This is a genomic window from Streptomyces sp. CRN 30, from assembly GCF_034105845.1.
Genome location: NZ_JAVRHI010000494.1, coordinates 1 through 18,449, shown reverse-complemented (window position 1 = coordinate 18,449; position 18,449 = coordinate 1). Strand labels below are relative to the sequence as shown.

Below are 18,449 nucleotides of genomic sequence, written 5' to 3'. Positions count from 1 at the left end.
CCCGCCGCTCCGTCGCCGTCGTCCGCGGTGGGGCCGTTCACCCCCACGACCACCAGGTCACTCACTGGCCTCTCCCGTCTCCCGTGGAGCCCTCGCCGAGGTGCGGCCGTCCGGCTCCAGCCTCGGTGCGACCGCCCCTCCGGCGACAGGGGCCATCAGGCCACCTGAGAGCCCGTGATCCGGCCCCGTACCACCGCGACCGGACAGTGCGCGTGGTGCAGCAGGGCCTGGCTGACCGACCCCAGGAGCAGCCCGGCGAAGCCGCCGCGGCCCCGCCCGCCGACCACCAGCAACTGGGCGGACCGGCTCGCCTCGATCAGCGCCTCACGCGTCCTGCCGTGCACCACCCGGCGCTCCACCGGTACGCCCGGATACCGATCCTGACGGCCGGTCAGCGCTTCGGCCAGCAGGCGCTCCTCACCCTCGGGCAGCGCCTGACGCGCGTTCGCGTACGGCATCGACGCGTCCTGCGGTGCGGGCATCGGGGCGTTCCACGTGGTCCAGGCGTGCAGCGCGACCAGGGGCGCGTTCCGCAGGGCCGCCTCCGCGAAGGCGAAGTCGACGGCCCGCTCGCCCGCGGCCGAGCCGTCCACGCCCAGCACGACCGGGCCGCCGGTGTGCGGCCGCTCCCGTACCACCAGGACCGGACACCGGCCGTGCGCCGCCAGGTGCACCGCCGTCGACCCCACCAGCAGCCCGACGAAACCGCCCGTGCCCCGGGACCCGACCACCACCAGTTCGGCGGTGCGCGACTGGGCCTCCAGGACCGTCAGCGGCTCACCGGTCAGCACGGCGTGCTCGACCTCGGTCCCGGGCGCCGTCGCCCGCGCCCGCTCGACCGCCTCCTTCACCAGACGTTCGACCATGTTCCGCAGCCCGCCCTCCGGCGGTCCCAGCGGCGACGGCCCGAGGGGTGCGTGCATCGCGGGCCACAGGAACGCGTGCACCACCCGCAGTGCCGCCCGACGCGACCGTGCCTCCAGCGCGGCCACCTCCACCGCGGCGAGACCCGACGCCGAGCCGTCCACACCCACGACCACGAGACCACTCACCGTGCCCCCTCGCGCTCCCCCGGCACCCGTCGTGCGGGTCCTCCGGCCGCCCGGTCCTGTACGCAGCATGGCCTCGCCGTACACGACCGTGCTCGCGATGTGCCGGATTTGGCGGGAAAGTCCCGTAAGGGGGCAGCGCGGGTGGACAGCCCGGCGCCGGGTCCGCCCGGCTAGGCGGAGACCTTCCCCTGCCCCGCCGCCTCCCGCAGGGTGCGCTCCCCCGTACGCGGCTCCAGGCGGACCACGATGCCCTTGGACGTCGGGGTGTTGCTGATGTCGGCCACGCTGTCCAGCGGAACCAGCACGTTGGTCTCCGGGTAGTAGGCGGCGGCGCAGCCGCGTGCGGTGGGGTAGCCGACCACGCGGAAGTCCTCCGCCCGGCGTTCCACGCCGTCGCGCCAGACGCCGACCAGGTCGACCCGCTCCCCCTCCGCGAGGCCGAGCCCGCGCATGTCGGCGGGGCTGACGAGGACCACCCGGCGGGAGCCGTGGATGCCGCGGTAGCGGTCGTTGTCCGTGTACGGGACGGTGTTCCACTGGTCGTGCGAGCGCAGCGTCTGCAGGATCAGGTGCCCCGCGGGGGCGCTGAGCGCCTCGAAGTCGTTGCCGGTGAACACCGCCTTGCCGGAGGGCGTGGGGAAGTGGCCCTCGTTCACCGGGTTCGGCAGCCCGAAGCCGCCCGGCTTCGCGACGCGCGTGTTGAAGTCCTCGAAGCCCGGCACGACGCGGGAGATGTGGTCACGGACGCATCCGTAGTCCTCCTCGAACCGCTCCCAGCGCACGGACACCTTGTCGCCCAGCGTGCGGCGGGCCAGCCGGCTGAGGATGGCGACCTCGCTCAGCAGGTGCTTGGAGGCCGGCTCCAGGACGCCCCGGGAGGCGTGCACCTGGCTCATCGAGTCCTCGACGGTCACGAACTGCTCGCCACTGGCCTGCACGTCGCGCTCCGTGCGGCCGAGGGTGGGGAGGATGAGGGCCGTCTCGCCGCAGACGGTGTGGGAGCGGTTGAGCTTGGTGGAGATGTGCGCGGTGAGCCGGCAGCGGCGCATGGCCGCCTCCGTGACCTCGCTGTCCGGTGTGGCCCGTACGAAGTTGCCGGCCAGGCCGACGAACACCTTGGCACGGCCGTCCCGCATCGCCCTGATCGAGTCGACGGAGTCCAGGCCGTGCTCGCGGGGCGGCTCGAAGGAGAACTCGCGCCCGAGCGCGTCGAGGAACGAGTCCGGCATCCGCTCCCAGATGCCCATCGTGCGGTCCCCCTGCACGTTGCTGTGCCCGCGGACCGGGCAGGCGCCGGCGCCGGGGCGGCCGATGTTGCCGCGCAGCAGCAGGAAGTTGACGACCTCGCGGATGGTGGGCACGCCGTGCTTGTGCTGGGTCAGTCCCATCGCCCAGCAGACGACCACGCGCTCGCTCTCGAGGACCATGTCGCGTACGTCCTCGATCTGGGCGCGGGTCAGCCCGGTGGCCTCCTCCACTCTCGCCCAGGAGAAGTCGGCGCGCAGGTGCGCGGCGAACTGCTCGAAGCCGATGGTGTTCTCGTCGATGAACGCGCGGTCGAGCACGGTGCCGGGCGCGGCCTCCTCCGCCTCCAGCAGGAGGAGGTTGAGCGCCTGGAAGAGGGCCAGGTCGCCGCCGACCTTGATGTGCAGGAAGCTGTCGGCGACCTGGACGCCGCGGCCGACGACGCCCCGGGGCCGCTGCGGGTTCTTGAAGCGGGCGAGCCCCGCCTCGGGCAGCGGGTTGACGGCGACGATCCGGCCGCCCCGGCGCTTGGTCTCCTCCAGCGCGGACAGCATCCGGGGGTGGTTGGTGCCGGGGTTCTGTCCCACGGTGAGGATGAGGTCGGCGTGGTAGATGTCGCGCAGGCTGACGTCGCCCTTGCCGATGCCCAGGGTCTCGTTGAGCGCGGAGCCGCTGGACTCGTGGCACATGTTGGAGCAGTCGGGCAGGTTGTTCGTCCCGAAGGCCCGGGCGAACAGCTGGAGGACGAACGCGGCCTCGTTGCTCGCGCGGCCGGAGGTGTAGAAGAGCGCCTCGTCGGGGGAGTCCAGGGCCCGCAGCTCGTCGGCGAGCAGGTCCAGGGCGGCGCTCCAGGTGATCGGCTCGTAGTGGTCGGAGTCCGGCCGCTTGACCATGGGCTGGGTCAGCCGGCCCTGCTGGTTGAGCCACCGGTCGGACTTCCCGGCCAGTTCGCCGACGGAGTGCCGGCGGAAGAAGTCGGCCGTGACGCGGCGCGAGGTCGCCTCGTCGTTCGTGTGCTTGGCGCCGTTCTCGCAGTACTCGTTGAGGGGGCGGTCCCCCGGTTCGGGCTCGGGCCAGGCGCAGCCGGGACAGTCGAAGCCCCGGGTCTGGTTCAGGTTGAGCAGCGTGAGCCCCGTGCGCTTGGGTGACGTCTGGGACAGGGAGTACTGCATGGCGTGATACACCGCCGGCACGCCCGCCGCCCAGGTCTTGGGCGGGGTGACCTCGAGGTGGTCTTCGTTCGGTTCCTCGCTCGGTGACTTCTGCAACGTGCTCTCTCCTCGTCCGTGTCGTGCGCCCGGGCCGTCGTGCGTGTTCAGCCGGTCGGCCAGGTCGGTACCACGGGCCGCTCCCGTACGGAGCCGGGCCGCACCCGGCCGTTGCTGATCTCGCCCCGCCAGTCGCCGGTCTCGCGGCCCTGCTGCTCGATGAACTCCTTGAAGCACGCAAGGGAGCGGTGGACGGCACGGCGGACGAGACCGAGGGCGTTGCCCGCCCGCTCCGCGAGTCCGCGGGCCGAGGGCTCGATGCGCAGGGTCACCCGGCAGCGCCCGGCGTCCAGGACCTCGAACGCCACCGTGCCCCGGTGCAGCGGTCTGTCCAGGGCCTCCCAGGTGAGGTGCCGGTCGGGAACCTGTTCCACGATCTCCGCGTCGAACCGGTGGGCGCGTCCCCCGAACCGGACCACCCAGTGGGTGAAGGTCGGCTGGATCTGGTCGACGCGCTCGACGCCGTCCATGAACCGGGGGAACGTCCGGAACTGCGTCCACTGGTTGTACGCCACGTGGACCGGGACGTCGACGTCGATCGACTCTTCGATGGTGCTCATGCATCCCGTCCGTATCGTCGCAGCCCACCGGTGACCGCGCGGCGCGACGGCGGCACGGCACCGGGCGCGGCCACCCGCGCTTGCGCCCCCGGGTTCCCCGGGACGGGCAGGTCATGCACGGTGGGCGGCGACGGAGGTGCCGGAGCCCGTGTCGCTCCCCCGGCCGGGCGTGCCCGTCGAAGTGGCCGAGGTGTCACCGTGGCGGACGACGAGGACCGCCGTGAGGCAGACGGCCAGACCGAGGGCGGTCTGCGGGCCGAACGGTTCACCGAACGCGAGGGCTCCCCAGACCGCGGTGACCGGGGCCATGAGGAACATGAGCGTGTTGACCGCGGTGACTCCGGAGCGCCTGAGGATGAGCCAGTACAGCCCGTACCCGCCGAGGGTCGACAGGGCGACGAGCCAGGCGATCGAGGTCCAGAACGAGGGCTCGGCGGGCGGCACGGCGCTGCGGGTGCCCACGGCGAGCGCGGTGAAGACGACGGCACTCGTGGCGCAGTGGACGGTCATCGACACCATGGGCGCGACGCGCGTGCGGGAGCGGCTCTCCAGGAACGTGGCCGCCACCAGCGAGAGCATGCCGAGGAAGGGGACGAGATAGGCCCACCAGGGCACACCCGCGCCGGCCGTGGCATCGGCCAGGGTGACGACGGCGACGCCGGTCACGCCCAGGCCCAGGCCGAACCACTGCCGGCGGGACACGTACTGGCGCAGCAGCGGTCCGGCGAGCGCCCCGGCGACCAGCGGCTGCACGCCGTCGATCAGGGCCGTGGTGCCGCTGGAGACCCCGAGCTGGATCGCGTAGTAGACGGAGAGCAGGTAGCCGCTCTGCGACAGCGCGCCGATGACGGCCTGCCGGGCCACGTCCCGGGCCGTGAGGCCCCGCCACGAGGCCGGGAGGAGGGCGGCGAGGCCGATCAGGACGACGGCCAGCGGCAGGAACCGCCACATCAGGACCGTGACCGCGGAGGCACTGCCCGCGCCGAGCTTGGCGCCGATGAACCCGGAGCTCCAGCAGAGCACGAAGGCGATCGAAAGCAGGGAACGCACGACTCACCCTTCAGTCGGCACTTCAGTAAACAGATCGGTCTACTCACCTCACTATACAGATCCGTATACTTTTGCTCATGGGTACTACCGAGAGCCCCCGGCGCGTCACCATGACCCCCGCCGCACGGCGCGTCCTGGAGGCCGCCGCGCGGCTGTTCTACGAGCGCGGCATCCACGCCGTCGGAGTGGACCTGATCGCCGCCGAGGCCGGGGTCACGAAGAAGACGCTCTACGACCGGTTCGGCTCCAAGGAACAGATCGTCGTGGAGTACCTCGCGGACCGTGACGAACGCTGGCGGGCCTTCCTCGCCCGGCACCTGGAGGCCGCGGGGCCGACGCCCCGGGCGCGCGTCCTCGCCGTCTTCGACGCCCTGGGCGCCTGGTCGCCGCAGCACAGCCCCAAGGGGTGCGGCATGGTCAACGCCCACGCCGAGATCAGCGACCCGGCCCACCCGGCCTACGCCGTCATCACCGGGCAGAAGCGGGGGATGCTCACCCTGTTCACCGACCTCGCCAGGGAGGCCGGCGCGGCGGAGGCCGAGCAACTGGGCGGGGACCTCATGCTGCTGCACGAGGGAGCACTCGTCGCCCACGGCCTCGGCATCTTCGACGACCCCATCGGGCAGGCCCGCGAACGGGCGCGGGCCCTCCTCGCCTGACGCGCGACTCGCGACGCATGACGCATGACGTCGAATGCCCGGCCTGACGCGGTGTCAGGCCGGGCACTCGACGCTTCGGCGGCTCACCCGGTACGCCGCACGTCCTCGGCGTGGGGACGGGGACCGGGAACGCCCGGCAGCGGCCCGGCCGCCTCGGTGAACGGGTCGCGGGGGGTCTCCATCTCGATCAGGCCGACGGTCTCCCGCTTGAGGAGGGAGGCCAGGGTCCAGTCGGCGAACACGCGTATCTTGCGGTTCATGGTCGGTACCCGGCTGCCGTGGTAGAGGCGGTGGAACCACCATGCCGTACGGCCCTTGAGCTTGACCCTGTCGAACAGGATCGCGACGCCCTTGTGGAGGCCGAGGCCGGCCACCGCGCCCAGGTTCTTGTGCCGGTACTCCTTCAACGGCCGGCCGCGCAGCGCGGCGAGCACGTTGTCGGCGAGCACCGGCGCCTGGCGTACGGCGTGCTGCGCGTTGGGCGCGCACCAGGCGCCCTCCCCCACGGCGAGGTCCGGCACCTGGGCGTTGTCGCCCGCCGCCCACACGTGGTCGTGCCCGACGACCTGGAGGGTGGGCCGGGTGTCGACGTGCCCGCGCGGGCCGAGCGGCAGCCCGAAGTGGGCCAGGGCGGGGGCGGGCCGCACCCCGGCCGTCCAGACGATGGTGGAGGCGTCCGCCTCGACGCCGTTCTTCAGCACCACGTGCTGGTCGACGCAGGACTCCATCGAGGTCTCCAGGTACACCTCGATGCCGCGCTGCCTCAGCTTCTCCATGGTCCACACACCGAGGTCGGGACCCATCTCGGGGAGGATCCGGCCGGCCGCCTCGACGAGGACGAAGCGCATGTCCTCACGGCCGACGTGGGCGTAGGTCCGTGCGGCGTCCCGCGCCATGTCCTCCACCTCGGCGACGGTCTCCACACCGGCGAAGCCGCCGCCGACGAAGACGAAGGTGAGGGCCTTGCGCCTGACCGCCTCGTCGGTGGTGGAGTCGGCGCGGTCCAGCTGCGCCATGACGTGGTTGCGCAGGCTGATGGCCTCCTCCACGGACTTCATGCCGATGGCGTGCTCGGCCAGACCGGGGATCGGGAAGGTGCGGGAGATGGAACCGAGCGCGACGACCAGCTGGTCGAAGGGGAGCTCGAAGGTGTCGCCCATGGCCGTGCGGACGTGGGCGATCCGCTCGGCCTGGTCCACCGAGATGACGTGGCCGGTCACCACCTCCGCCCCCGCCAGGACGGGCCGCAGCGGCGCGACCAGGTTGCGCGGGGCGACGTTGCCGGCGGCCGCCTCGGGCAGGAAGGGCAGGTAGGTCATGTACGGGCGCGGGTCGACGACCGTGACGGTGGCCTCGCCGTGGCGCGCCTTCTTCAGCAGGCGCATCGCGGTGTAGAGGCCCACGTAACCGCCGCCGGCGACGAGGATGCGGGGACGGTCGGGGGCGGGAGCGACAGGCATGGCGGCTTCTTCGCTGGTGTGATCGGTGTGAGTGGGGCGGTGCGGGGCGGCCTGCGGGATGTGGTGGGTGCCGAGGCGCCTGCGGAACACCCAGTACGTCCACGCCTGGTAGGCGACGACCAGCGGAGCGAAGAACGCGCTCATCCAGGTCATGATCCCCAGCGTGTACGCCGAGGAGGACGAGTTGGTGACCGTCAGGCTCCACGCCGGGTTCGTCGTGGACGGCATGACGTCGGGGTACAGGGTCAGGAAGAGCGTCGCCGCGGTCGCCGCGACGGTGACGGCGGAGAACGTGAACGCCCAGCCCTCGCGGCCCGCCCGGGTGCAGGCCAGGGCCACCAGCCAGGCGGCGAGGGCGATGACCACGGTGATCAGGCTGCGCGTGTTGCCGCGGTCCGCCTGGGTCCAGAACAGGAAGGCGGCGGCGGGCAGCGCGGCCACCAGGCCGAGCCGGAGGGCGAGGGTACGGGCCCGGGCGCGGATGTCGCCGGTCGTCTTCAGCGCGGCGAAGACCGCGCCGTGGACGGTGAACACGACCAGCAGGGTCACCGCTCCGAGCAGGGCGTAGGGGTGGAACAGTCCCGCGAGGCCGCCGGTGTAGACGTGCCGGTGGTCGATGGCGACGCCGTGGACGATGTTGGCGAAGACCACGCCCCACAGCAGCGGGGTGAGCAGGGAGGTCCAGAAGATGGCGCGCTCCCAGTTGCGCTTCCAGCGGGCGCCGTCGCGCTTGGCGCGGTACTCGAAGGCCACCGCCCTGATGATCAGGCAGACCAGGATCGCGAACAGCACCAGGTCGAAGCCGCTGAAGAGGGTGGCGTACCAGCCGGGGAAGGCGGCGAAGGTGGCGGCGCCGGCCGCGATCATCCACACCTCGTTGGCGTCCCAGACGGGGCCGATGGTGTTGATGAGGACGCGGCGCTCGCGTTCGTCGCGGGCCAGCAGCCGGGTGAGCACGCCGACGCCGAAGTCGAAGCCCTCCAGGACGAAGTAGCCCGTCCAGAAGAAGGCGATGAGCAGGAACCAGAAATCGTGGAGATGCATGACGATACGTCCGTCTCGGCAGCCGGTCAGTAGGCGAAGGTGAGGGTCTTGTCGTCGTCCTCGGCGGCGGACGGTCCCCGCAGCCTCGGGTCACGCTCGGGCGGCTCCTCCGCGAGGTGCGGGCCCGCCTTGGCGTAGGTGACCATCAGCCTGACCTCGATGACGGCGAGGACCGCGTAGAGCGCGGTGAAGCCGATCAGCGTGGTGAGCATCGTGGCGGCGGACACCCCCGGGGAGACGGCGTCCGCGGTGCGCAGCAGTCCGTACACCACCCAGGGCTGGCGGCCCGTCTCGGTGAAGATCCAGCCGAAGGAGTTGGAGACCAGCGGGAAGAGCATCGTCAGGATCATGACCCGCCAGGCCCACTCGGTGAGGAACGGGCCGAGGGGCCGGTTCGGCGTCAGCATCAGGTGCGGCACCTCCTCGGGCTCCGTCACGAAGGCCGGGTCGATCATCCGGCGGTTGCGGGTGAGCCACAGCCCGGCGACGCCGACCGCGAAGGAGGTCATCCCGAACAGGATCATGGCGCGGTAGGACCAGTACGTGAGGGTGATGTTCGGCAGGTAGTCGTCGGCCGTGCCGCCGTACTGCGCCGCCATCGCCGAGGCCGCGTCGTTGATGCCGGTCACGGGCGCGGTGAAGCTGTGGTGCGCCAGGAACGACAGCACGTACGGGATGTCGAGGTCGAGGACGTTGGTGTGCTTGGCCACGTCCATGAGGGCGAAGACCGAGAAGGGCGCGTTCGCCACCGTGTTCCACAGCCCCTCCCCCGCGGCCATCTTCAGCGGCTGCTCGTCGATGAGCAGCTGGCCGAGGCTGTCCGCGTCGATGAGGGTGGCGAGGCCCGCCACCGCGAGGACGCCGAGGCCGACCCTGAGCGAGGTGCGCATCACCGCGATCCGCTTGCGGTCCACGACCGTGGCCGCCGTCCGGGCGCGCCGGGCACGCAGCAGGTGCCAGGCGGAGACGCCGGTGACGAGCGCGCCGCCGGTGATGAAGGAGGCGGTGATCGCGTGCAGTCCGGCCAGCACCTGCAGGGGCTGCAACAGCACCGCGGGGAAGTCGGTCAGCCGGGCCCGGCCGTGGTCCAGTACGTAGCCGACCGGGTGCTGCATCCAGGAGTTGGCGGCCAGGATGAAGTACGCCGAGAGGATCGTGCCCAGGGACACCATCCAGATGCAGAAGCAGTGCACGCGCCGTGGGAGCCGGTCCCAGCCGAAGATCCACAGGCCGATGAACGTGGACTCGAAGAAGAAGGCGATGATCGCCTCCATCGCCAGCGGGACGCCGAAGACGTCGCCCACGAAGCGGGAGTAGGCGGACCAGTTCATGCCGAACTGAAATTCTTGGACGATGCCGGTGACCACGCCCATCGCCATGTTGATCAGGAAGAGCTTTCCCCAGAATTTCGTGGCGTGGAAGTACTTCTCCTTCCGCGTGCGCACCCACGCGGTCTCCAGTCCGGCGGTGATACCGGCCAGGCTGATCGTCAGCGGCACGAACAGGTAGTGGTAGACGGTGGTGATGCCGAACTGCCATCGGGCGATCGACTCGGGAGACATGGAATGCGCTTCCCTTCTTGTGAATGTGAACACATTCACAATGTAAGGATGAATGTGTCCCGGACCTGCGACGACGGCAGCCTGACAAGCAAGGTGGCCATGTGTCCAATGCCTGATTGACCTGGCATTCATGCCCGCAGGTAATCCGCGCGTCGGAAACTGCGCGCTTCGTCACATGGCTGAGCAGCGACAATTCTCCGCATTTGGCAAAGGCCGCACGTCAGGGGCGTTGAATTCCCCGCGCTCATGAATGGGGTGCGACCGAGGCATTGGAATCATGTCTCGTTCCGTCCGACCCTTGATCACGTCCAGACGACGGGGACCAGACAGGAGTCGAACCATGAAGACGAGGTGGAACACCGCTCAGGGGCGGTTGGAGACGGAGGCCCGGGGCCGTGCCGTACTGGCCGATCCCCTCCTGAACCGCGGGACCGCCTTCACCGAGGAGGAGCGACGGGCACTGGGCCTGATCGGTCTGGTCCCGCCGCAGGTGCTCACCCAGGACCAGCAGGTGGCCCGCGCCTACCAGCAGTACCGGGCGCAGCCGACCGACCTGGCGAAGAACGTCTACCTCACGGCCCTGCACGACCGCAACCGGGTGCTGTTCTACCGGCTGCTCGGTGACCACCTCCCCGAGATGCTGCCCATCGTCTACACCCCGACCGTCGGCACCGCCATCGAACGCTACAGCTACGAGTACCGCCGCCCCGCCGGGGTCTACCTGTCGGCCGACGCGCCCGAGGACATCGAGCGGGCGTTCCTCGCCACCGGTCTGGGCCCGGACGACGTGGACCTGATCGTCGCCACCGACGGCGAGGCGATCCTCGGCATCGGTGACTGGGGCGTGGGCGGCATCGACATCGCGGTCGGCAAGCTCGCCGTCTACACCGCCGCCGCCGGCATCGACCCGAGCCGCACCCTCGCGGTGATGCTGGACGTCGGCACCAACCGCGCGGAGCTCCTCGACGACCCGCTGTACCTGGGCACCCACCACGAGCGCGTCGACCAGGCCACGTACGACTCCTTCGTCGAGGCCTACCTCTCCACCGCCGCCCGGCTGTTCCCCAAGGCCCTGCTGCACTGGGAGGACGTCGGCCCGGCCAACGCCCGCCGCATCCTGGACAGTTACCGCGACAAGTACTTCACCTGGAACGACGACATCCAGGGCACCGGCGCCGTCAACCTCGCCGCCGTCCTCGGCGGCGTCCGCGCCACCGACGTGCCGCTGACCGACCACCGCATCGTCGTCTTCGGCGCCGGCACCGCCGGCATCGGCGTCGCCGACCAGCTGCGCGACGCGCTCATCGCCGAGGGCCTGACCCCCGAGCAGGCCACCGCCCGGATCTGGGCCGTCGACCGCCACGGCCTGCTCACCCAGGGCCAGGAGGGCATGCGCGACTTCCAGATCCGCTACGCCCGGCGCGCCGCCGAGGTCGCCGGCTGGAGCCACGACGAGGAGCTCGGCGGCATCCCGCTCGCCGAGGTCGTCGCGCAGGCGCGGCCCACCATCCTGATCGGCACCTCCGGCCAGGGCGGCTCCTTCACGGAGGAGATCGTCCGCACCATGGCCGCGCACACCGAGCGCCCCATCGTCATGGCGATGTCCAACCCGACCCGGCTGGCCGAGGCGGTCCCCGCCGACCTGCTCGCCTGGACCGGCGGCCGCGCGCTGATCGCCACCGGCAGCCCGTTCGCACCCGTCGAGCACGGGGGCACCACCTACACGATCGCGCAGGCCAACAACGCGCTGGTCTTTCCCGGCCTGGGTCTCGGCGCCATCGTCGCCGGCGCCGACCGCATCACCGACGGCATGCTCTCCGCCGTCGCGCACGCCGTCGCCCGGCACACCGACGCCAGCGTCCCCGGCGCGCCCATCCTGCCGCCCATCGACCGGCTGCGGGAGACCACGCTGGACGTGGCGGTCGCCGTCGCCCGGGCGGCCGCCCGTGAGGGTGTCGCCCACGAGACGGTTGACGACACCATCGAGGAGCGCGTCCGGGCCGCCATGTGGCGCCCGGTCTACCTCCCGGTCGAGGCCGTCTGACCGCCTCTCCCCCGCAACCGAACCCCCTCGGCGGCCGGCCATGACGACGCCCGCCGCCGGGCCCTCGACCGCGTTGTCCGTCCGTGCCGCCGATGCCACGACGTCGAGCCGGATCCGGGTGTGTGACCCACCCGGTCCGGCTCGACGGCTGACAGACCGACCACCACCGGGCTACGGCCGAGCCACCCGTATCCATCTCAGAAAAACGAAACAGGCATGAGTTTTTCCCATATCTTCACCGTCGTGGTGCCGGTCTTCCTCATCATCCTGGTCGGCTACGGCACCGGACGGCTCCGGCTGTTCGACGCGGGCGGCACCAAGGCGCTGCGCGACCTGACCATGCAGCTCGCGCTGCCCGCCTCCCTGCTGCTGAGCATCTGGAAGACGCCGCGCCACACCCTGGTCGAGAAGCTGCCCCTGGCCGGTCTGCTGGCGCTGGGCTTCCTGGTCGTCTACGCGGTCCTGTTCCTCGTCATCCGCCACGCGGCCCGGACGCCCCTCAAGCGCGCCGCCCTGCTCGCGCTGGCCTGTGTGCAGCCGCAGTACGCCTTCATGGGCACCTCGATCCTCGCCGGCCTCTTCGGTGCCGCGCAGGCCGCCATCCCGATCGCCGTCGCGGGCATCCTCGTCAACGTCATCCTCGACCCGGCCGTCCTGGTCATGCTCGGCCTGCCCGACCGCACGGCGCTGCGGACCGGCGCGAGCACCGCGTCCGCCACCACCCGCACCGCCGCGCCGAAGCACGCGATGGCCTCCTCGACGGCCACCGCGGGAGGCGGCACGGCCGTCGCCGTCGCCCCCGTGGACATCGCGACCGACACGGTGGGCACGGCTCCGGAGCCGCCCCGCCCCTCCGCCCTGCAGACGGTCGTGCACCAGCTGCGCGAGCCCTTCGTCCTGGGTCCCCTGCTCGGCCTGCTCCTCTCCGTCGTCGGCGTCGGCGTCCCGGAGGTCGTCGGCACCTCGCTCAACCTGCTCGCCAGCGCCGCCTCCTCGGCCGCGCTGCTCTACGTCGGGCTCTCCGTCTCCAAGGTCGGCCGTCCGCGCCTGTACGCCCGGGTGTGGGTCATCTCCCTGATCAGCGTGGTGGTCCTGCCGCTGCTCCTCTATTACGTGGGCAAGGCCCTGACCTCCTCGGAGAACGCCGCACAGGCCGCGCTGATCCTCGCCTTCCCCGTCTCCCCCGTGCCGTTGATGTTCGCCTCGAAGTACGGCGACAAGGCGGACGAGGAGACCATCGGCTCCGCCGTCGTCGTCAGCCTGGTCCTGTCGTTCATCACTCTCCCGGTGATCATCAACCTGGTCGGCTGATCCGTCCCACGACCGCCTGCCGCCGGGCCCCGGAGGTCCGGCGGCAGGCGGTCGTGCGCCGTACGCACACCGCATCCGCATGCCCCTCCGTCCATGTGAAGTGAGAATCAAGGAATGGATCTGCAGGTACTCCGGTCCTTCCAGGCCGTGGCCGGAGGTACGACGGTCACCGATGCCGCGGCGGAGGCAGGCGTCACCCAGCCCGCCCTGTCGCGGGCGCTGAACCGGCTGGAGGAGGAGGTCGGCGCGAAGGTCTTCCAGCGCGTCGGCCGGGTCCTGCGGCTCACCCCGGCGGGACGGATGTTCAAGAGTCACGTCGACGCCGTGCTCGACAGCTACGACCGCGGGCTGCGGGCCGTGGCCGAGGTCGTCGACCCGCAGGCGGGCGTCGTGTCCCTCGCCTTCCTGCACACCCTGGGCACCTGGCTGGTCCCCCGGCTGGTCACCGACTTCCGCGAGACCTCCCCACAGGTGCGGTTCGAACTGCACCAGGCGGGTGAGATCGGCCTGGCCCAGACCCTCCTCGACTCCACCGCGGACCTGATCATCACCAGCAAGGACCCGGGCCACCCCCTGATCACCTGGCGCCGGCTGCTGGTCGAGCCCCTGTGGCTCGCGGTCCCCACCCGCCACCGCATGGCGCAGCGCCGCCGGGTCCGGCTGGCCGAGGTCGCCGAGGAGCCGTTCATCGTGCTCAAGCCCGGCTACGGGCTGCGCAACGTCACCGAGACGCTCTGCCACCAGGCAGGCTTCTCCCCGCTCGTCGGCTTCGAGGGGGAGGAGGTCGAGACCCTGCGCGGCCTGGTCGCGGCCGGCCTCGGCGTCTCCCTGATCCCCGCCTCGTCCCGTGCCACCGCCCCGGAGACCAGCCCTGACCTGCCCGTCCGCTACCTCCAGATGACCGACGTGCACGCGGCACGCGACATCGGCATCGCCTGGCTGTCCTCCCGCGGCCTGCCGCCGGCGCCCCAGCGGTTCATGGAGCACGCCCTGCGGGCCACGGCGGGCGCCCGCGAGCCCAGCACGGCCGGGTCGTGACCCGCCCGGGGCAGCACATCCGGGCGTCGGCCCGTCACACGCGCGCGAGGAGGCGCTCCAGCGGCCGGGGAACGCGCTCCTCGTCCAGGTGTGCGACCAGCGCCCGCGCGTAGAGCGCCTTGCGGCCGCTGTGCGTGCCCATGAAGCGGCGAAGCTGGTGCTCCACGGGCCGTTCCCGCTGCGCCGGCTGGCCCCGGAAGGTGCGGAAGGGCCGCGTCTCGCCCTGCTCCTCGATCACCCGCAGCACCCGTGCGGCCCCGAGCGCGCGGATCAGCTCGTCCTCCAGGTCGGCGACGCACACGTGGAACCCGAGTGCCTCCAGTCCGGCGCGCGGGCCGCCGGGCGCCAGTCCGATCCGCTCCAGGTGACGCCGGAAGTGCCGTACCTCCCCGATGTCGCAGAGGCCGGCCAGCGGGAGACCGAGCCCCGGCGGGCCGCACACGTCCAGGAAGCGCCCGATGTTCGTCGCACCCCCGAGCGGTACCACCGCGACGCCCTGCGCACCCAGGTCGCGGCCCTGACGCGTGGCCAGCGCCTCCAGGGCGATCCGGTCGCTGTCCCCCTCGACGAGCACGATCGTCCGCACCCCGCCGACCAGCCCCCGCGCCACCGCGGCGGCCGTGTCCGTGCCCGCCCCGCCGGCCGCCCACGCGATCACCGCCGACCGGAACCGTCCCGACTCGTCCACGCGACCTCACTCTCCCCCGCACGTCATCGTGGCACGGCCCCGACTCCTTACGCACGCGTGTTTCGCGGGGGCGGCGGCCGGTCCGGGCGACGTCCCCGCCCGCGCGTCGGGCCGGCGGGCCGCTGCGATACTCCGGTCATGCTGACGAGCAACAGGGCGGACGGAGCACGGCCGGACCGGGCGGCCGACGGGGGCGGGCCGGGCCGTCCCACGGCGTGGACGCTGCGTTCCGCCCGGCCGGCGGACGTCCAGACGATCGCGGAGCTGCGGGCCACGGTGGTGCGGCCGGCTGCTGCGACGGACCGACACCGAGGGCGTGCCGGTCCGCCTGACCGTCCTGCGGGGCAGCGCCGCCCGGCGGCTGTACGAGCGCCACGGGTTCACCGTGGAGGAGCAGGACCCGATCGACGTGCACATGGTGCGACGGCCGGACGCGCCCGCCGTTCCGCCCCACCCGCCTGCCCGCATGCTGGACGGTTAGTCTCAAGGGGGAAGAAGGAGGGACGCCATCACCACCGCCGCCGACACCCGGGAAGCCCTGGCCGCAGCGCTTCCGGACAGCACTCTCATCACCGACCCCGACGTCCTGGCCACCCTCGGCGCCGACGACGCCGAGTGGGCCCCGGCGGGGCGCGCGCTCGCCGCGCTGCGGGCCACGTCCACCGAGGAGGTGCAGCGGGCCGTGCGCGCGTGCGCCGCCCTCGGCGTCCCCGTGGTGCCCCGCGGCGCCGGCACCGGCCTGTCCGGCGGCGCCAACGCCACCGACGGCTGCCTCGTCCTGGACCTCTCCCGGATGAACCGCGTCCTGGAGATCGACACCGAGAACCTGCTCGCCGTGGTCCAGCCCGGCGTGGTCAACAACGACCTCAAGGCGGCCGTCGCCGCACACGGCCTGTGGTACCCGCCGGACCCGGCCAGCGCCCCCTGGTCCACCATCGGCGGCAACGTGTCGACGAACGCGGGCGGCCTGTGCTGCCTGAAGTACGGCGTCACCCGTGACTACGTCCTCGGCCTGGAGGTCGTGATGGGCGGCCCCGCGGGCCCTTACGGCACGGCCGTCCGGGTGGGCCGGCGGACCACCAAGGGGGTCAGCGGTTACGACCTGACGTCCCTGGTGGTCGGCTCCGAGGGCACCTTCGGCGTGGTCACCGAGATCACCCTGAAGCTGCGGCCCGCCCCGCGCACCACCCCGCACACGGTCGTCGGCGCCTTCGAGAGCCTGGTCGCCGCCGGTGAGGCCGTCGCGCTGATCACCCGGCGCGGGCTCAGCCCCGTCGCCCTGGAACTGCTCGACCGCGCGTGCCTGGAGGCGGTGGAGGACTGGAAGCACCTCGGACTGGAGGCCGGTACCGCCGCGCTGCTCCTGGCCCGCGTGGACGCGCCCGGTCAGGCCGGGGAGGACGAGGCGGCCGCGGTGGCCGAGGCGTTCACCGAGGCCGGCGCGGTGTGGGCGGAGCGGTCCACCGACGCGACCGAGGCGGAGGCGCTGTTCGAGGCGCGGCGGCTCGCGTACCCGGCGCTCGAACGGCTCGGCCCGGTCCTCACCGAGGACGTGTGCGTGCCCCGTTCGGCGGTGCCCGCGATGCTCGCCCGCATAGAAGAGATCGGCCGGCGGCACGGCATCAGGATCGCCACCATCGCGCACGCCGGGGACGGCAACCTGCACCCGCTGCTGATCACCCCGCCCGGCGACGAGGCGGCGCGCGAGGCCGCCCAGGCCGCCTTCGAGGAACTGCTCACCGAGGCCGTCGCCCTGGGCGGCACGGTGACCGGCGAGCACGGCGTCGGCCTGCTCAAGCGCGCCGGGATGGAACGCGAACTCGGTCCCGCCGTCTGCGCGGTGCAGCGCGCCGTCAAGGACACCCTCGACCCGCTCGGGCTGTTCAACCCGGGCAAGGTCGTGGGCGAGCGGTCCGGGGGCACCGTCGGCGGGGCCACCGGGACCGGGACCAGCGGTGGCTGACCCGCGTCCGTACCTCGGGCGGGCGTAACTCCCCCTCCCCCGGGCATTCGGAGCACTGTGCGGCCACCGTCCGCCCCTCGTGTGCCTCCCGCACACGAGGGCGCCGGTAGCCGCCGGTCCTGTCAGCCAACAGTGGTGAGGTGTGTCATGGTCGTCGCCGGCATCGTGGCGGTGTGTGTCGTCCTGCTCGTCCTGGCCTTTCTGGTACCGCGCCTTTCGCGGCACCCCGAGCGCGGTACGCAGCGCACCCTCGGGGCCGGTTCGCAGGCGGCCGGCAAGGCTCCGGGCCCGCTCGGCCGCTGGCTGAGCAAGCCGTTCCACAGCAGCTCCCGCGCGGTGAGCCGCAGCGGTTCCACGGGGCGCAAGGCCCGTGGCCGTATGCCGTTCTGATCGACCGACATCCGCCGCACCGGTCCAGGAAGGCCCGCACGTGTCCGAACCCGTACCCGCCCGAGAGGCGATCCCCGCCAACGCGGCGGGCACCCGCGACGACGTCGACCTGCTCGAGGGCCTCCTCGTCGACGAGGAGCGGCCCGAGCAGCCGATACTGCTCGACGCCGAGGGCAAGCCCCTCGACACCTGGCGCGAGAACTACCCGTACGAGAAGAAGCTCGGCCGCAAGGAGTACGAGCGCCAGAAGAGGATCCTGCAGATCGAACTGCTCAAGCTGCAGAGGTGGGTACGGGAGACCGGGCAGCGCATCGTCGTGGTGTGCGAGGGCCGCGACGCCGCGGGCAAGGGCGGCACGATCAAGCGTTTCACCGAGCGCCTCAACCCCCGCGGCGCGCGGGTCGTCGCCCTGGAGAAGCCCACGGAACGCGAGGCGGGCCAGTGGTACTTCCAGCGGTACGTGACCCATCTGCCGGGCCCCGGCGAGATCGTGTTCTTCGACCGGTCCTGGTACAACCGGGCCGGTGTGGAACGGGTCATGGGGTTCTGCACGCCCGAGCAGTACCAGCACTTCTACGCCCAGGCACCGGTCTTCGAGCAGATGCTGGCCGACGACGGCATCATCCTGGTGAAGTTCTGGTTCTCGGTCTCCCGCAACGAGCAGCGCACCCGTTTCGCCATCCGCCAGGTGGACCCCGTACGGCAGTGGAAGCTGTCCCCGACCGACCTGGCCTCGCTCGACCTGTGGGACGCCTACACCGAGGCCAAGGTCGACATGTTCCGGGCGACGGACACCCCGCACGCCCCGTGGACCGTGGTGAAGAACAACGACAAGCGCCGGGGCCGGCTGGAGGCGATGCGGCACCTGCTGCTGCGCTGCGACTACCCGTCCAAGGACGAGGAGGCCGTCGGCGCCGCCGACCTCCGCGTCATCGGCGCCGCCAACACCCTCCTGGAGAGCGGTGAGGAGCCGACCGACCTGTCGCCCACGCCGCTGTCCCCGCAGCTCGACGGCCCCGGGGAGCACCCCGACCAGCAGTGAGGAAGACCGCCTCGCACACCGTCGTCCCGTGACATGCCGCCCCCGCGTCCCGACGCGGGGCGGCATGTCGCGT

General features: G+C 72.1%; 15 protein-coding genes and 1 pseudogene. 8 read left to right on the top strand and 8 right to left on the bottom strand.

Going from position 1 to position 18,449, the window contains the following annotated elements; all coding sequences use genetic code 11:
- Positions 1–155: 155 nt before the first annotated feature.
- The 4 genes from UW392_RS56395 to UW392_RS56380 all read right to left on the bottom strand — a co-directional run bounded on the left by UW392_RS56395 (position 156) and on the right by UW392_RS56380 (position 5,175).
- Positions 156–1,052: a universal stress protein gene (locus tag UW392_RS56395; protein ID WP_320783267.1), complete on the bottom strand. Its 897-nt coding sequence runs from the start codon at positions 1,050–1,052 to the stop codon at positions 156–158.
- Positions 1,053–1,222: 170 nt separating this feature from the next.
- The gene (locus UW392_RS56390; protein ID WP_320783266.1) at positions 1,223–3,565 is read right to left on the bottom strand and encodes an FdhF/YdeP family oxidoreductase; all 2,343 of its coding nucleotides are present in this window, start codon (positions 3,563–3,565) and stop codon (positions 1,223–1,225) included.
- Positions 3,566–3,612: 47 nt separating this feature from the next.
- The gene (locus UW392_RS56385; protein WP_320783265.1) at positions 3,613–4,125 is read right to left on the bottom strand and encodes an SRPBCC family protein; all 513 of its coding nucleotides are present in this window, start codon (positions 4,123–4,125) and stop codon (positions 3,613–3,615) included.
- A gap of 111 nt (positions 4,126–4,236) precedes the next feature.
- Positions 4,237–5,175 (bottom strand): DMT family transporter, encoded by a 939-nt coding sequence (locus UW392_RS56380; protein WP_320783264.1) that lies wholly within the window; start codon positions 5,173–5,175, stop codon positions 4,237–4,239.
- Positions 5,176–5,252: 77 nt separating this feature from the next.
- On the opposite strand from UW392_RS56380, the gene UW392_RS56375 reads away from it, so the two are divergent.
- Positions 5,253–5,834 carry a helix-turn-helix domain-containing protein gene (locus tag UW392_RS56375; RefSeq protein WP_320783263.1) on the top strand — a complete coding sequence of 194 codons (582 nt, stop codon included), beginning with the start codon at positions 5,253–5,255 and terminating at the stop codon, positions 5,832–5,834.
- Positions 5,835–5,917: 83 nt separating this feature from the next.
- Here the strand turns inward: UW392_RS56375 and UW392_RS56370 are convergent, their stop codons facing one another.
- The 3 genes and pseudogenes from UW392_RS56370 to UW392_RS56360 form a co-directional block, all read right to left on the bottom strand.
- On the bottom strand, positions 5,918–7,294 hold the full coding sequence (locus UW392_RS56370) for an NAD(P)/FAD-dependent oxidoreductase (protein WP_320783284.1): 1,377 nt from the start codon (positions 7,292–7,294) through the stop codon (positions 5,918–5,920).
- Between the two features lie 96 nt (positions 7,295–7,390).
- Positions 7,391–8,338: pseudogene (gene cydB, locus UW392_RS56365) on the bottom strand (cytochrome d ubiquinol oxidase subunit II); the annotation flags it as partial.
- Between the two features lie 26 nt (positions 8,339–8,364).
- Positions 8,365–9,900, bottom strand: a complete 1,536-nt coding sequence (locus tag UW392_RS56360) for a cytochrome ubiquinol oxidase subunit I (protein ID WP_320783262.1) — start codon at positions 9,898–9,900, stop codon at positions 8,365–8,367.
- A 340-nt stretch (positions 9,901–10,240) separates the two neighbouring features.
- Between UW392_RS56360 and UW392_RS56355 the strand changes: the two genes are divergently transcribed.
- The 3 genes from UW392_RS56355 to UW392_RS56345 all read left to right on the top strand — a co-directional run bounded on the left by UW392_RS56355 (position 10,241) and on the right by UW392_RS56345 (position 14,293).
- On the top strand, positions 10,241–11,944 hold the full coding sequence (locus tag UW392_RS56355; RefSeq protein WP_320783261.1) for an NAD-dependent malic enzyme: 1,704 nt from the start codon (positions 10,241–10,243) through the stop codon (positions 11,942–11,944).
- Between the two features lie 216 nt (positions 11,945–12,160).
- On the top strand, positions 12,161–13,255 hold the full coding sequence (locus UW392_RS56350) for an AEC family transporter (RefSeq protein WP_320783260.1): 1,095 nt from the start codon (positions 12,161–12,163) through the stop codon (positions 13,253–13,255).
- Between the two features lie 114 nt (positions 13,256–13,369).
- A complete protein-coding gene (locus UW392_RS56345; protein ID WP_320783259.1) occupies positions 13,370–14,293 on the top strand; it encodes a LysR substrate-binding domain-containing protein in 924 nt (307 codons plus the stop codon).
- A gap of 34 nt (positions 14,294–14,327) precedes the next feature.
- Here the strand turns inward: UW392_RS56345 and UW392_RS56340 are convergent, their stop codons facing one another.
- Positions 14,328–14,981 (bottom strand): ATP-dependent endonuclease, encoded by a 654-nt coding sequence (locus UW392_RS56340; RefSeq protein ID WP_320783258.1) that lies wholly within the window; start codon positions 14,979–14,981, stop codon positions 14,328–14,330.
- Between the two features lie 316 nt (positions 14,982–15,297).
- Between UW392_RS56340 and UW392_RS56335 the strand changes: the two genes are divergently transcribed.
- The 4 genes from UW392_RS56335 to ppk2 all read left to right on the top strand — a co-directional run bounded on the left by UW392_RS56335 (position 15,298) and on the right by ppk2 (position 18,376).
- The gene (locus UW392_RS56335; protein WP_320783257.1) at positions 15,298–15,462 is read left to right on the top strand and encodes a hypothetical protein; all 165 of its coding nucleotides are present in this window, start codon (positions 15,298–15,300) and stop codon (positions 15,460–15,462) included.
- Between the two features lie 27 nt (positions 15,463–15,489).
- Positions 15,490–16,944: an FAD-binding oxidoreductase gene (locus UW392_RS56330; protein ID WP_320783283.1), complete on the top strand. Its 1,455-nt coding sequence runs from the start codon at positions 15,490–15,492 to the stop codon at positions 16,942–16,944.
- 147 nt (positions 16,945–17,091) lie between these two features.
- Complete coding sequence (locus UW392_RS56325) at positions 17,092–17,334, top strand: DUF6411 family protein (protein WP_320783256.1); 243 nt, start codon at positions 17,092–17,094, stop codon at positions 17,332–17,334.
- A gap of 70 nt (positions 17,335–17,404) precedes the next feature.
- Positions 17,405–18,376 carry a polyphosphate kinase 2 gene (gene ppk2, locus UW392_RS56320; protein ID WP_320783282.1) on the top strand — a complete coding sequence of 324 codons (972 nt, stop codon included), beginning with the start codon at positions 17,405–17,407 and terminating at the stop codon, positions 18,374–18,376.
- Positions 18,377–18,449 lie beyond the last annotated feature (73 nt).

Bases quoted from the DNA above. Each gene is read 5' to 3' on its own strand.
- UW392_RS56385 (WP_320783265.1), bottom strand. From the start codon at position 4,125: ATGAGCACCATCGAAGAGTCGATCGACGTCGACGTCCCGGTCCACGTG.
- UW392_RS56370 (WP_320783284.1), bottom strand. From the start codon at position 7,294: ATGCCTGTCGCTCCCGCCCCCGACCGTCCCCGCATCCTCGTCGCCGGC.
- UW392_RS56355 (WP_320783261.1), top strand. From the start codon at position 10,241: ATGAAGACGAGGTGGAACACCGCTCAGGGGCGGTTGGAGACGGAGGCC.
- UW392_RS56360 (WP_320783262.1), bottom strand. From the start codon at position 9,900: ATGTCTCCCGAGTCGATCGCCCGATGGCAGTTCGGCATCACCACCGTC.
- UW392_RS56325 (WP_320783256.1), top strand. From the start codon at position 17,092: ATGGTCGTCGCCGGCATCGTGGCGGTGTGTGTCGTCCTGCTCGTCCTG.
- UW392_RS56375 (WP_320783263.1), top strand. From the start codon at position 5,253: ATGGGTACTACCGAGAGCCCCCGGCGCGTCACCATGACCCCCGCCGCA.
- UW392_RS56345 (WP_320783259.1), top strand. From the start codon at position 13,370: ATGGATCTGCAGGTACTCCGGTCCTTCCAGGCCGTGGCCGGAGGTACG.
- UW392_RS56350 (WP_320783260.1), top strand. From the start codon at position 12,161: ATGAGTTTTTCCCATATCTTCACCGTCGTGGTGCCGGTCTTCCTCATC.